Genomic DNA, 14,189 nt, shown 5'->3' on the forward strand with positions numbered 1-14,189 from the left:
AAATTAATGTGTTGTTGACCACAAGTATGAACAAACATCAATCGTCATGGTCGGCAAACAAAAAACAAAGGATTCAATTTCCATGAGCTGGATTCAAAAAATTCTTCCTCGCACGCAAACATCAACCAAAGGTAACGTACCAGAAGGTATCTGGACGAAGTGTGGTTCATGCCAAGCAGTGCTATATAAGAGCGAACTGGAAAAACTTCAGGAAGTTTGCCCTAAATGTGACCATCACATGCGTATTACGGCGCGCCGCCGTATTGATGCGTTCTTAGACGATGGCGATCGCGTTGAGTTAGGTGCAGAGCATGAGCCACAAGACGTACTTAAGTTTAAAGACTCTAAGCGCTATAAAGACCGTATCGTTGCTGCACAAAAGGCAACGAACGAGAAAGACGCACTAGTGGTAATGCAGGGCAAGCTAAAAGGTATGCCGGTAGTGGTTGCGTGTTTTGAGTTTGCGTTTATGGGCGGCTCAATGGCATCGGTTGTAGGCGCTCGCTTCGTTGCTGCTGTTAATGCATGTTTAGAAAACGATATGCCGCTTATTTGCTTTAGTGCAAGTGGTGGTGCGCGTATGCAAGAAGCACTGATGTCGCTAATGCAAATGGCTAAAACATCTGCAGCGCTTGCCAAAATGAGTAAAAAAGGCCTGCCTTATATTAGTGTACTTACAGACCCTACAATGGGCGGTGTATCTGCAAGTTTGGCAATGCTTGGTGATGTTAACGTAGCCGAGCCAAAAGCGCTTATCGGCTTCGCAGGCCCTCGCGTAATTGAACAAACAGTAAGAGAAAAGCTGCCCGAAGGTTTCCAACGCAGTGAATTCCTTGTTGAGAAAGGTGCAATTGATATGATTGTTGACCGCAGAGATATGCGTGATAGATTACACAGCCTGTTGGTTAAGTTGCATTATAAGAATTAGTGAATAACGAAAACAATCTAAATACTGGCTCAGCGCCACACGCAGAAAACGCCTCAGCGTCTTCATCTTCGCAAAAAAGCCTGAGCCAGTGGTTATCCTACCTAGAATCTATTCATCCTAGCGCCATCGATATGGGGCTAGACAGAGTGAAAGAAGTGGCCAATGCCATGGCACTTTCACTTAGCCAGTCTTTGGTTATTACTGTTGCAGGCACTAACGGTAAAGGCACAACGTGTCGCTTGCTCGAACAGGCCATGCTATCGCAAGGTAAAAGTGTTGCGGTATACAGTTCACCCCATTTAACCGACTATCGTGAACGCGTGCGCTACAACGGCGAATTACCGCCTGCCGATGAATTTGTAAGTGCATTTGAGTTTGTTGAAAACGCGCGGAAAGACACGGTTGGCGAACCTATTACTCTAACTTACTTTGAGTTCGGTACGCTGGCTGCCATGAAAATGATGCAGTCATGGGCTGTTGATGTGGTCATTCTTGAAGTAGGCCTGGGTGGACGATTGGATGCCACCAACATTATTGATCCCGACCTTGCTGTTATTACAACTATCGATCTTGACCATCAAGATTGGCTTGGCAATACCCGCGAAAAAATTGCTCGAGAAAAAGCGGGCATTATGCGCAAAAACGGCAATGCAGTGGTTGGTGAACTGTTTCCTCCATCATCGCTTTACGATGTGGCTAAAGAGCTACAAGCTAACGTACGTTGGGCTACACAAGATTTCGAAACAGTGGTAGCAAGTGATTACAGTGAGTGGAGCTGGAAAGGGAAGAGCAATAGTTACACGTCGCTACCTTACCCTAAAATTCCGCTTCAAAATGCGAGTACTGCGTTGGCCGCACTGGAGCTACTAGATTTACTGCCCGAAGAAAGCGTGGTAAGAGATATTATTGAGAACACCACCATGCCGGGGCGCCAGCAGACTATCAGTGATTCCCCGTTAGTCGTTGTAGACGTTGCCCATAATCCACAAGCTACTACGGCCATGCAAGAGTGGTTAAATCGTTACAACGTTAGCCAGATGCGCGTTGTTGTGGGTATGCTTAAAGATAAGTCAATTGCTGAAACCTTGGCGCCACTTTCAGGGCTTAACGCCAAGTGGTACTTAGCATCCACAAGTGGCCCGAGAGGGTGTGAGGCAGAAGTACTTGAAAATGCACTTGTTAATGCCGGCACAACCATAGAGAATATAGAGACGTTTCAAACCGTGGCCTCGGCATATCAGCGCGCGCTTGCAGATTATCAAACTGGTGAACTTATTCTCGTTTTTGGTTCTTTTGTTACCGTAGCAGACGTGCTTGCTGAGCAAAATTAACACGTGCATTGTAGAGTAAAACCGTGTATTCAAGCAGGAGAGCACAGTGACATCGGCATTAAAGAATAGACTGGTGGGGACAATTATTGTTGTCGCCCTAGCGGTTATATTTTTACCAGACTTTCTTGATGGCAAAAAGCAAACAAACAGAGAACCTTTTGTCTCTGTTCCTGCTAATCCGCCTAAAAAGCCCATCGTAGAGCCTGAATCTTTTCCATCAGAGCGAGTAGCAAAAGCTGCAGTACCAGCGGTTGAAATTGAAGAAGAAACGGCATTAGATGACGAGCCGGTTTCTTCAGGCGCTGACGACAATGGTACTTCGGACGAAGCCACTGTTGCTAAAGCGCCAGCGGTTAAAGCTTTTGAAGAAGAAGACAAGCTAGCGAGTCAAACGGTTGTAGACACAAAAAGTGATGCTGCCGACGATGATGCAGGTTGGGTTATTCAACTCGGTAGTTTTCGTCATGAGAAAAACGTGAAGGCACTGCTCGCCAAGCTAGAAAAGGCTGGATATCGCGCATTTAGTCGCAAAATTCAAACCAGCTCTGGCCCGCTCAATAAAGTCTTTGTTGGCCCAGATTTAGACAAGAAAAAGCTGGAGTCGGCACTACCACATTTAAAAGAGCTTACGAGTCTTAAAGGTAAAGTCACCACGTTCAAAGTTGAGTAACGCGTGGTGTTCATCATGCTTGTCGAATTTAGCATGAATGGAGAGGCAGTGATTGGTATTACAGACTAGTAATATTTCTATCTTCTGTTAGAATGCGCGCCATCTCGCCAAAGGCTCGTTGCTTCACAATAAAAAGCAACATCAACGCAATAAAGAGACGATGAACTGGGTAGACTTTTCCATACTGGGTATCATTGCGGTATCTACCTTAATAAGCCTGATCAGAGGGTTTGTTAAAGAAGCCATCTCGCTAGTGGTGTGGTTTGCTGCACTCTTTATTTCAAGCAATTTCTACGCTGACCTCGCCGTTTATTTTACAGCCATTGACGACCCTTACTTAAAAAATGGTGCTGCAATTGCGGCATTGTTTGTCACCACGCTCATTCTGGGCGGCATGATTAATTACGTTATTAGCCAGCTGGTTCAGGCAACAGGGTTGTCTGGCACAGATAGGGCACTAGGTATAGTTTTTGGTGCACTGCGTGGCGTGCTTATAGTTAGCGCATTGCTCTTTTTTATGGACACCTTCACTGGCGCAGCCTCCTCAGATTGGTGGCAATCATCGGTGCTCATTCCCGAGTTTGGTGTCATCATAGAGTGGTTTTTCAGCTATGTGAAAGACTCCTCCAGTTTCTTAAATCCCGCTTGAAATAGGTAACGCACATGTGTGGTATAGTCGGAATAGTTGGTAAAACGCCCGTAGCTCAGTCACTGTACGACGGTCTAACGGTTATTCAACACCGAGGACAGGATGCCGCAGGCATTATGACTATCGACCAAAATATGTTTAATTTGCGCAAGGCAAATGGTTTGGTTCGAGACGTGTTTCATACCCGCCATATGAAAAGGTTGTCTGGCAACATGGGCATTGGTCACGTTCGCTATCCAACAGCGGGTACATCAAGCTCTGCAGAAGCGCAGCCGTTTTATGTAAACTCGCCGTTCGGTATTGCCTTTGCTCATAACGGTAATTTGACTAACGCGCATGAGTTACAAGAAGAAGTATTCCGCATTGCACGCCGCCATATCAACACCACCTCAGATTCAGAATTATTGCTTAACATTCTTGCTCATGAATTACAGCAAGTAGCGGGTTTAAGCGTAAGTGCGGAACACATTTTTGAAGTGGTAACGAAAGTTCACAAAAAGATCCGAGGTGCTTACGCAGTCGTTGCAGCCATTATCGGTCAAGGTATTGTTGCGTTTCGCGACCCGCACGGTATTCGCCCTCTTGCGCTAGGTAAGCGTATGAGCGAGTTAGGTGAGGAATGGATGGTGGCATCTGAAAGCGTGGCGCTTGATGCTGTTGGCTTCCAGTTCGTGCGCGATGTAATGCCAGGTGAAGCGGTATTCATTACCGAAGAAGGGCAATTGCACACCAGACAGTGTGCCGAAAACCCAGTAACCTCTCCGTGTATCTTTGAGTTTGTTTACTTTGCTCGCCCAGACAGCTTTATTGACGGTATCTCAGTTTATGCATCACGCGTAAACATGGGTCGTAAGCTAGGTGAAAAAATTAAGCGCGAATGGGCGGACCTGGATATCGACGTGGTTATTCCTATTCCAGAAACGTCCATGGATGTGGCGCTTCAAATCGCGAACACACTGGATTTGCCATATCGCCAAGGCTTCGTTAAAAACCGCTACATTGGCCGTACTTTCATTATGCCTGGCCAAACTATGCGTAAAAAATCAGTACGTCGTAAGCTAAACGCAATCTCATCTGAGTTTAAAGGTAAGAGTGTTCTACTTGTCGATGACTCTATCGTACGCGGGACTACATCAGGTCAAATCATTGAGATGGCGCGTGAGTCAGGTGCGAAGAAAGTGTACTTTGCGTCAGCTGCGCCAGAAATTCGTTTCCCTAATGTGTATGGAATCGATATGCCATCGGCAAACGAACTAATTGCTTATGGTCGTGAAATCGATCAAATTGCAGAGCTCATCCAAGCAGATGGCCTTATCTTCCAAGACATTTCTGACTTGGTGGATGCAGTTCGTGAGGAGAACGAATCTATCCAGCGTTTCGAAACGTCAGTGTTTGATGGTAACTATATTACTGCGGATATCGACCAAGAATACCTTGAGCGAATCGATATGTCGCGCGGTGAAGCTTCAAGAAAAGCGCCAGTGGTGCAAGCAGAGCTTAGCAACCTTGATGTGCATAATATTGATGCCGCTGATTAATGTTATACGCTCTTTGATATAACAAAAAGCCGCTTCTTAAAGCGGCTTTTTGAATGCTTTTAATTAATGTAGGAGGTTAGTGAACAAATACCGGTCCGCCGGACAGTCCCCATACCAATACCGAGCCTGTCATTAGGATAACGAGTAACACTAATCCGCATGTCACCACCGAACTTGAGTAAATGAAGCCTTTATCTTCAGGCATATGCATCAAAATAGGCACGCCAGAATAAAGCAAATACACCGAGTAGCTAATACCGACTAACAGAGCCGTCATCACCACCCAAAGTTCAGGGTAAAGACCTGCGAAGCCCACCATAAACAATGGAGTAGCCGTGTAAGCTGCAAGCTCTAGCGACTGAGTAAAAGTTGGCGTCGCATCAAACGCTTTCGCCAACTCATGAATAAGTACAGCCAACGCGACTACGCCTGCAATTAAGCCAAAATACATGCCTATGCCCATCATAATGGCAGTATTTTCGCTAAGGCGTATTATGTCACCAGCACCGATACTCCAGCCTGTATGAGCACTGGAGTAATACGCCACAAGTGAAGGGATAAGTGCTATAAAAGCGATATGGGTAAGCGCGTAAAAATAAGTTTCGTGTTTGGTATCAATGGTTTGCCACTCTTCTTTTGGATGAGTGTAAATACCAATTAAATGATTCAAAATCATAGAGCCCTGCCTTGTTAAACAACGTTATTATTTTAGAAAATATTGTTGTGAGGCAGGGAGAACACACGGACTAACCGTAAAACCAAGGAAACACACACAGCGCAAGGCGCCAAACTCTGCCGTTAACAATATGTTTACAAAGTGAGTGTGCAGCAGAAATCTAAAGCCGTCAATATAAATTGATTAATTTATAAACGGATGTAAAGCGTTACCTTAGCTGTGGTGCACCGGAGTGGAAACGCAATTCGTTGTCGTCGCTTTCAATCAACGACTTTTCAACGCTTCCGAAGTGGGCAACGCGCTCTGAAATATCGGTTTTAGCGATTTGCCCAGCAAGAGTAAGGTAGTCTTCGAAGTGTCTGGCCTCAGAGCGCAACAGCGACACATAGAACTTACCTAAATCTTCAGAAACATAAGGAGCAAGCTTCGCAAAGCGCTCGCAGGAGCGCGCTTCAATGTAGGCGCCACAAATAAGCTTATCGACAAGTTTTTCAGGTTCATAAGTACGTACGTGACGCAGCAAACCATTGGCGTAACGACTAGATGTAACTGATTTATATTCAAAGCCTAACTCGTGCATAATTTCTAATACTTGGTAGAAATGGTGAAGCTCTTCTTTAATTAGCATGACCATTTTATCTAGCATATCTTTTTTAAACGGGTCTAGCCCTTCAGTGTTAAACACATTTTTGGAAAGGTGCTTAGTATTAAGCGATTGCCAATCGCCTTCGTGGCGGTAAGTGAAGTCTTCGTAAGGTTTCAACCAGCCTAGCAATACCTTACTGGTTTCCTCATCGGCCACATAGCGGCGAAGTAGGTACATGGCCGACTGAGCTGCTTTTAGCTCACAAATTAGGTGGTCGGTAAGGATAACGCGAAGGTTTTCTTCTTTCTGCGCTTCGTCTATCCACGACTGGGGCGTCTCGCAATGTAAAAAATCATTAATTGGTGAAAGCAGAGACGTGACTTCAGAGGTGGAGATTACAGACATGTTGAAACTCAATTTTAAGTGCTACGGTTTTCAGTTACATTTGAATTTGGCTACTGCTGACGCTAGTCTCGGCAGTTTCGGTTTATAAAAGCACAAAATTCAGCGTATCTGAATTGGACCGCAATTTTACTTGATACCTACAAGCCCTTACAACTTAAAATAGAGACCAATAAATTACAAAATGAATTATCTTGCCCATCTTTTCTTAGCCCGACCAACTGCCGATTCTCAATTCGGTAACTTACTCGGAGACTTCAGGCGAGGTGTTGATATTAAAGAGCTTGGACAAGCGGTACAGCTAGGTCTTAAAAATCACTATGAAGTGGATAGGTTCACCGACAGTCATACCAGCGTCTTAGCAGCAAAGGCGTTATTTCATAAAAGTCGTCGGCGCTTTGCACCTGTGGCGCTGGATATCTACTTCGATCACTTGCTAATTAAACATTGGGCGTCGTTTACAGCACAGGGTTTTGACGACTTCAGGGAACAGAGTTTCGCATTGTTAGAACAGCGATTGCCCACTATGCCAAGAACGATGCAGCACAGTGTCGGGCATATGATAACCCATGACTGGTTTGAAGATTATGCTAAGGAAGAGGGCATTGCTAAGGCGATTGCTGTGGTTGCTAAACGTATTCGTTTCCCCAACACGTTTCATCTTGCTGTGGATGATATTAATGCGAACAGAGACGAGATTGAAGCGAGATTCTTAACGTTTTTCCCTGAACTCATTACACATATCAAAATTAATGGCCCTGAGAATATTTGAAAGGCTTAACCGTGTTACAGAAATGTATCGAAGAAATTGGTCGTTTTGTCGTTCATTGCTAAGCTGTCGTGTGAACAGCGATATAGTAAAGCGTGCAATACAAAGACAACACAAAAACGATAAAATTAACGACACTCAAAGATAATAATGATGAATATTCAATCCTTGGTTAGAAAGACATTGCCCGTATTATTAAGTATGGGGAAATATGAAAACAAAGCGCAGTCGCACGCGACCCTAGCATGGTTAACGGCAGCCTTAATTGCTTTTGTAAGCCTAACTTCAAGTGCTTCAGCGCAAGAAGAAAGTGCATCTGCACATGCTCGTTCAATAAAAATTGATAGCAGTATAGTGACAGAGCACGCAACTAAAATCCTAGGCAAGCGCGTAAAGTACAGTGCCACCACGGGTACTCAACCGGTTTGGAACAGTAAAGACGAAGCGGTTGCCACTTTGTTTTATACTTACTATCAGCGCACTGACGTAAAAGAGAATACTGAGCGCCCGCTTATTATTTCTTTTAACGGTGGTCCAGGCTCTGCGTCAGTGTGGATGCATGTAGCCTACACAGGCCCTCGTATTCTTAATATTGACGATGAAGGCTATCCGGTTCAGCCCTATGGTGTTCAAACTAATCCTTACTCTATTTTAGATGTGGCTGACATAGTGTTTGTTAACCCAGTAAACACAGGATATAGCCGAGTACTGCCTAAAGCTGACGGCAGCATGCCGTCGCAAGACGAGCAGCAGAAAATGTTTTTCGGCGTAAACGCTGATATTAGCTATTTGGCAGACTGGGTGAACACTTTCGTAACGCGCAATAACCGTTGGCGCTCGCCTAAATACCTTATTGGTGAAAGTTACGGTACGACGCGTGTTTCTGGGCTTGCTCTAGAACTGCAGAACCGCCAATGGATGTACTTAAACGGCGTTGTACTTGTATCGCCAACCGATATTGGTATAGAGCGCAACGGGCCGGTAAAAGCCGCTAATCGACTGCCTTATTTTGCTGCCGCGGCGTGGTATCACAATAAGCTTGAACCCGCGTTGCAAAACAAAGATCTTACTGAGCTATTGCCTGAAGTTGAAGACTTCACCATCAATACGCTTATTCCTGCTCTGGCCAAAGGTGGCTTCATTGGTGAAACGGAAAAGCGCGATGTGTTAAAGCAAATGGCGCGCTATTCTGGGTTAAGTGAAGCGTCTATTGCGCAAAACAACTTAGACGTGAGCACTGCATTTTTCTGGAAAGACTTACTGCGCGAGGAAGGGAAGACGCTAGGTCGTTTAGACAGCCGCTATTTGGGTATAGATGCTAAGCAAAGCGGCGACCGCCCTGACTATTGGGCTGAGCTAACATCATGGCTTCATTCGTTCACGCCCGCTATTAATTACTATTTGCGTGAAGAGTTAAACTACAAAACTGATATTAAGTACAACATGTTTGGAAACGTGCACCCATGGGATAGAAGCAATAATCAAACGGGTGAGAACTTGCGATTGGCCATGGCGCAAAACCCGTATCTGAATGTGATGATTCAAGCTGGCTATTACGACGGCGCAACGAACTACTTTGATGCCAAGTATACGATGTGGCAGCTCGATCAAAGTGGCAATTTAAAAGACCGTTTGAGCTTTAAGGGATATCGCAGCGGCCACATGATGTATCTGCGTCGCGACGATTTAAAACAGTCCAACCAAGACCTACGCGAGTTCATTAAAATGAGCACACCAGGCAAAGGCATACCTGCTGAATACAAGCGATAGTACGTCTGAAAATCTAAAGACAAGGATGTCAGGTTTTTTTACATTATATTAAACTAATTCATTATTTATTTTTTAAGCTTCTGTATTTAAAAGTGATTTTAGATTTGGCTTACACTTTGCTAAATCGGGTCTGCTAAATAATGAAATTCTTATTAACATAAACTACAAGGACGTATACATGAAAAAGTCTTCGCGTTTTTCATTATCCCTGTTGGCGAGCGCAGCGCTAGCATTCTCAATCTCAAGCACCACAGCCAATGCTTCAGTGCTCCTTTCCGGCTGGGAAGGCTCTACTGAAAGTGGGTTTGGTAACTTAGCGATGAATGGTAACGACGACGGTTCATCGGGCGCTATCGTATTTGACGCATTTGAATCGCTTGCCTTCGATAGTGGCGTAAATTTCTTTGGTACTTCATACGATAGATTCTTCATTAACAATAACGGTAATATTACCTTCAATGGTACCGTGAGCTCTTTTACGCCAAGACCCTTCCCCATAAGCAACCAGCCAATGATCGCGCCATTTTGGGGCGATGTAGATACGCGCTGTGCAGAGTGTGGCGACGTGTTTATCGGTTCACCGAATGAAAACACGCTGGTAGTGACATGGAACGATGTTGGTTACTACAGTCAAAACAGTAACCCCACAAACACGTTCCAATTAGTGTTAATTGATCGGGAAGACACAGGTGCGGGAAATTTCGACGTTGAGTTTAGATATGAAGATATCGGCTGGACTTCAGGTAGTGCGTCAGACGGCGTTCCAGCACAAGCGGGTTATGACGCCGGAGATGGGGAAAACTTTTTCACTGTGCCGGGGTCTCAAACCGCCGCTATCGCTGATATAGACGAAAGTAACAGCAACACGGGCACGCCTGGTATTTGGAAGTTTGCTATTCGCGATGGCGTACTACCGGGTGATACTCCAGAAAACCCTATATTGCCTATTGTTAATCCAGAAACACCGACAGACTATGAATTTGAATTCTCTATCGATGATCCAGATGAACTTGTATTCATCGACCCAGATGTAGCAGTAGGCTATGACTATATTGTAAATAGTGGTCCAAATATCGCGTCAGTACTTTTGCCTGAAGGTTACGACGACAACATGTTTGACCTATTTCTTTGGGACAATGTTCTGATGGATTGGTTCGATACAGGCACAGATATCACTGGTGGTGAGGAGTACGACTTCAATACCCCAGTTGACCGCTTCAGAATTATGGGAATAGATGTTTCGAATATGCTTGAGCCTACGCCGGACGCATTTGTAACCGGCCTCACTTTCGATGGTTCTGGCGTTGTTAATATGAACCAGAATGCCGTTACTGTATTTGTACCTGATCCTGTATCTGTGCCAACACCTAATACTCTATTTCTAATGCTAAGTGCAATGTTTGCTACGCTTGTTATAAGAAAGCGGAAGCAATAAAGTTGTCATAAAAGAGGGGGAGCGTGCGCTCCCCGTTTTGCTAAGAGGTGAAAGTGAAATATTTAGTAGCAGTTAGTTTAGTACTTGCATCGTTTTTTTCATGGGCTGTAACCACAAGTGACTTTGGTAGTTGGAGTTTGCTATGTAATGATTCATCTGTGTGTACGCTTAGCCAGCTCGTTGCCAAAGACAAAGAAGCAAAAAAAGTGCTATTGGGCGTCAACGTTGACTACTCCTATTCGCAAGATTTTCCAGTATTGAAAATAAAGCTTCCAAAAAATACACTCACTAAAAATGGTGTAGGAGTAAAAATAGACGATTTTGCATCCATACAAGTGCCATTCTCAGGCTGTGACGAGAAGTCTTGCCAAAGTATAGTGAAAATCGACAATGAACTTTTGAAACAAATGCACAATGGACAGACTATGCTAATAGCGTTTCAAAAATCTGAAAACCAGCAAGTTACCTTACCCATATCATTGACAGGTTTTGAGGAAGCTTACGTACAGCTAAATCAAAGTATTCAAAAGTAAATGCACAGATACTCGTCTATTTTTGATATTTTGACACGCTGAATGCGGCTAGCTGCGCTAAACATTCAGCGCAGCGCTCTTTCAGCATATCTCTGAATAGTCTTACTGCTGGAGTAATAGATTGGCGGCTAGGGCAAATCAGCCAAAGCTGTTTCGGTTTAGGTTGATATTCGGGCAACAAGGTTACAAGTCGACCCTTTAAAATGTCGTCGCACGCATCTAAGCCAGATTTAACAGCAACACCTTTACCCGCGACGGCCCAACGCTTTACTATTTCTCCGTCGTTTGCGGTTCTGTTGCCTCGCATTTTTATCTTCAGCGGTGTCCCTTTGTGAAAAAACTCCCATTCGTTATATACCTTGTCGTGTAGTTGGTAAAAAAGCCCGTTGTGTGCTTGCAAGTCTTCAAATTTTTCAGGGGCACCATGAGAGCTGATATAAGATGGGGAGGCAACAAGTAAACTTGGTACATCACAAATTTTGAAACCGTATACATTCGCATCGGTTGGAGTACCGTACCTTAGCGCTAAATCGACGGGATCGCGATAAAAGTCAATGTTGCTGTCACTCAGGTTGAGCTTTACGGTTATTTTGTCATGCAAATCCATAAAGTCATCTAGCCACGGCGCAATCACATTTCGGCCTAAATCAGACGATAAACCTAACCTAAGCTCGCCCTCAATCACGCCTGTATCGCCCTTTAAGTTCTGCTTGGCATTAGCCAGCATTGACATGGCTTCTTGGCACGTTGGCAAAAACCTTTCACCCGCAGACGACAGGCGTAGTGAGCGTGTAGTACGAACAAATAATTCGGCACCAAGGGCCTGTTCTACGCGTTTGACCGCAGCACTTGCGGTTGCTGTACGCATATTCAAATGTGTCGCTGCTGCAGTAATGTTTCTAAATTCAGCAACTTTTATTACTACATTCAAGTCGTCGAGTAACATGGCTTTCAAAAACTATTTGATAATGTTTCTTTTATTGTGCTGTTTATCCAAATTTAATCAAGAGTATGATGATGATATTACTCAAAGGAGAGACAAATGATGAAAGCTATTGGTTATACCCACTCACTTGGTATTAATGAGCCTAATGCACTGGTGGATATTGACATCGAAAAACCCAGCGCGTCGGGTCGAGATTTACTTGTAAAAATAAGTGCGATAGCAGTTAACCCGGTGGATTATAAAATTCGTCATCGCGTTAATCCTAATGGAGGTGATCCCAAAATTCTGGGGTGGGATGCAGTAGGTGAAATCGTTGATATAGGCGCTGATGTTACCGAGTTCGCAGTTGGTGACAGGGTTTACTACGCTGGCGACCTTACCAGAGCCGGCTCAAACGCAGAGTTTCAATTAGTTGATGAACGTATTGTCGGTAATGCGCCTAAGTCTCTGTCAGACAGCGATGCTGCGGCACTTCCTCTAACCACAATCACAGCGTACGAATTGTTGTTTGATCATCTTGCTCTAAGGCAACAAAGTGAAAAGAGCGATGAGGTTGTGCTTGTGGTAGGCGCAGCTGGTGGCGTGGGTTCTATTATGCTGCAATTGCTTAAAGTACTAACGGGGGCTACCGTGATCGCCACTGCCTCGCGCGAAAGCTCAAAAAGCTGGGTTCAGGAGTTAGGTGCCGACTACGTAGTGGATCACAGCAAGCCTATGGCTGAGCAAATCAAGGCGTTAAACATTGGTGAAGTGACTCATGTCGCAAGTTTAAATAATACGCACCAGTACATTGAAAGCTTTGTTGAAGTTATGAAGCCAAAGGGCAAGCTAGCGCTAATTGACGACCCAGAAACTCTTGACGTAGCCAAGCTTAAGCAGAAGAGCTTGTCACTTCATTGGGAGTTCATGTTTACGCGCTCAATGTTTGAAACCGACGATATGGCAGAGCAAAGCCGCTTACTTACTCATGTAGCATCGCTTATCGACGACGGTAAAATTAAGACTACTGTAGGCAAGCATTTAGGTAAAATAAATGCGGCTAACTTAATCGAGGCGCACAAAATTTTAGAAGAAGGGCGAGCTATCGGTAAGTTAGTGCTAGAGGGCTTCTAAAGAAAGCGTGCTTAAGGTTATATTCCGTAATACTATGCGCTAAATTAGGTGGTTTTGGCTAAGGTTTATAGCGCAAATGTTTGAATGGCTTGCGAGTCCAGAAGCTTGGGTGGCATTAGGCACCTTAATGGCATTAGAGATAGTGCTTGGTATTGATAACATAATCTTTATTTCAATATTGGTGGGCAGGCTACCTGAACATCAAAGAAATAAAGCACGTCAAATAGGCCTTGGTTTAGCCATGGGCTCGCGACTGTTATTGCTATTTAGTTTGGCTTGGGTAATGGGCTTAGTTAATCCGTTATTTAGCCTCTTTGGGAATGAAATATCTGGCCGTGACATTATTTTAGTGTTGGGCGGCCTCTTTCTTATTGCAAAATCAACCCACGAAATACATGCCAGTTTCGAGGTGACCGAAGCATCAACTACGGAAGTAGCAGCTTCTGGTTTTTTCTCAATTTTGGTTCAAATTGCGGTGCTCGATGTTATCTTTTCTCTCGACTCTGTTATCACAGCAGTAGGGTTAGTTGAACATTTAAGCATCATGGTTATTGCTATTGTTGCGTCAGTAGCAGTGATGCTAGTAGCTGCAAAGCCGATTGGCGACTTTGTGGATGCAAACCCAACCATCAAAATGCTGGCTTTATCGTTTTTGATTTTAGTGGGCTTTACCTTAATAACAGAAGGCTTTGATGTTCATGTACCTAAGGGGTATGTTTATTTTGCGATGGCGTTCTCTTTTATTGTAGAAATTCTGAATATTAAGGTTCGCTCGCGAAGAGCAAAGCAGGTCAGCACCATTCACTTGGCTAAAAAAATGAGTAACGACGGGAACTAGTCACT

At 44.4% G+C, this 14,189-nt stretch carries 14 protein-coding genes; 11 read left to right on the forward strand and 3 right to left on the reverse strand.

The features are described from left to right. Positions 1–82: 82 nt before the first annotated feature. From accD to purF, 5 genes are all read left to right on the forward strand, one after another. Entirely contained in the window at positions 83–928 is an 846-nt protein-coding gene (accD, locus tag ACFI6J_RS10385) for an acetyl-CoA carboxylase, carboxyltransferase subunit beta (RefSeq protein ID WP_014949945.1), read from the forward strand. Beyond that, positions 928–2,259 carry a bifunctional tetrahydrofolate synthase/dihydrofolate synthase gene (gene folC / locus ACFI6J_RS10390; RefSeq protein ID WP_278345557.1) on the forward strand — a complete coding sequence of 444 codons (1,332 nt, stop codon included), beginning with the start codon at positions 928–930 and terminating at the stop codon, positions 2,257–2,259. Before accD ends, folC begins: the two co-directional genes overlap by 1 nt. Positions 2,260–2,305: 46 nt before the next feature. Continuing rightward, entirely contained in the window at positions 2,306–2,929 is a 624-nt protein-coding gene (locus ACFI6J_RS10395) for an SPOR domain-containing protein (protein WP_202943020.1), read from the forward strand. Positions 2,930–3,089: 160 nt separating this feature from the next. Beyond that, positions 3,090–3,578 carry a CvpA family protein gene (locus ACFI6J_RS10400; protein ID WP_014998799.1) on the forward strand — a complete coding sequence of 163 codons (489 nt, stop codon included), beginning with the start codon at positions 3,090–3,092 and terminating at the stop codon, positions 3,576–3,578. 14 nt (positions 3,579–3,592) lie between these two features. Continuing rightward, positions 3,593–5,116 (forward strand): amidophosphoribosyltransferase, encoded by a 1,524-nt coding sequence (gene purF, locus ACFI6J_RS10405; protein ID WP_014998798.1) that lies wholly within the window; start codon positions 3,593–3,595, stop codon positions 5,114–5,116. A 76-nt stretch (positions 5,117–5,192) separates the two neighbouring features. Here purF and ACFI6J_RS10410 read toward each other — a convergent pair whose 3' ends face one another. After that, positions 5,193–5,792, reverse strand: a complete 600-nt coding sequence (locus ACFI6J_RS10410) for a Yip1 family protein (protein ID WP_202943021.1) — start codon at positions 5,790–5,792, stop codon at positions 5,193–5,195. Between the two features lie 208 nt (positions 5,793–6,000). After that, positions 6,001–6,783 (reverse strand): tRNA isopentenyl-2-thiomethyl-A-37 hydroxylase MiaE, encoded by a 783-nt coding sequence (gene miaE, locus ACFI6J_RS10415; protein WP_202943022.1) that lies wholly within the window; start codon positions 6,781–6,783, stop codon positions 6,001–6,003. Positions 6,784–6,964: 181 nt separating this feature from the next. On the opposite strand from miaE, the gene ACFI6J_RS10420 reads away from it, so the two are divergent. The 4 genes from ACFI6J_RS10420 to ACFI6J_RS10435 all read left to right on the forward strand — a co-directional run bounded on the left by ACFI6J_RS10420 (position 6,965) and on the right by ACFI6J_RS10435 (position 11,287). Beyond that, a complete protein-coding gene (locus ACFI6J_RS10420; RefSeq protein WP_039222647.1) occupies positions 6,965–7,552 on the forward strand; it encodes an acyl carrier protein phosphodiesterase in 588 nt (195 codons plus the stop codon). Positions 7,553–7,702: 150 nt separating this feature from the next. Then, a complete protein-coding gene (locus ACFI6J_RS10425) occupies positions 7,703–9,319 on the forward strand; it encodes a S10 family peptidase (RefSeq protein ID WP_282763517.1) in 1,617 nt (538 codons plus the stop codon). 178 nt (positions 9,320–9,497) lie between these two features. Then, entirely contained in the window at positions 9,498–10,754 is a 1,257-nt protein-coding gene (locus ACFI6J_RS10430; RefSeq protein ID WP_101565064.1) for a nidogen-like domain-containing protein, read from the forward strand. 53 nt (positions 10,755–10,807) lie between these two features. After that, entirely contained in the window at positions 10,808–11,287 is a 480-nt protein-coding gene (locus tag ACFI6J_RS10435) for an invasion associated locus B family protein (protein WP_014976879.1), read from the forward strand. Between the two features lie 16 nt (positions 11,288–11,303). On the opposite strand, the gene ACFI6J_RS10440 is transcribed toward ACFI6J_RS10435, so the two are convergent. Further along, complete coding sequence (locus tag ACFI6J_RS10440) at positions 11,304–12,233, reverse strand: LysR family transcriptional regulator (RefSeq protein ID WP_175578046.1); 930 nt, start codon at positions 12,231–12,233, stop codon at positions 11,304–11,306. Positions 12,234–12,332: 99 nt separating this feature from the next. Between ACFI6J_RS10440 and ACFI6J_RS10445 the strand changes: the two genes are divergently transcribed. Then, positions 12,333–13,346 carry a zinc-binding alcohol dehydrogenase family protein gene (locus tag ACFI6J_RS10445; protein WP_282763515.1) on the forward strand — a complete coding sequence of 338 codons (1,014 nt, stop codon included), beginning with the start codon at positions 12,333–12,335 and terminating at the stop codon, positions 13,344–13,346. Positions 13,347–13,422: 76 nt separating this feature from the next. Further along, positions 13,423–14,184, forward strand: a complete 762-nt coding sequence (locus tag ACFI6J_RS10450) for a TerC family protein (RefSeq protein WP_039225280.1) — start codon at positions 13,423–13,425, stop codon at positions 14,182–14,184. Positions 14,185–14,189 lie beyond the last annotated feature (5 nt).

Source organism: Alteromonas sp. G4i13 (genome assembly GCF_054960505.1).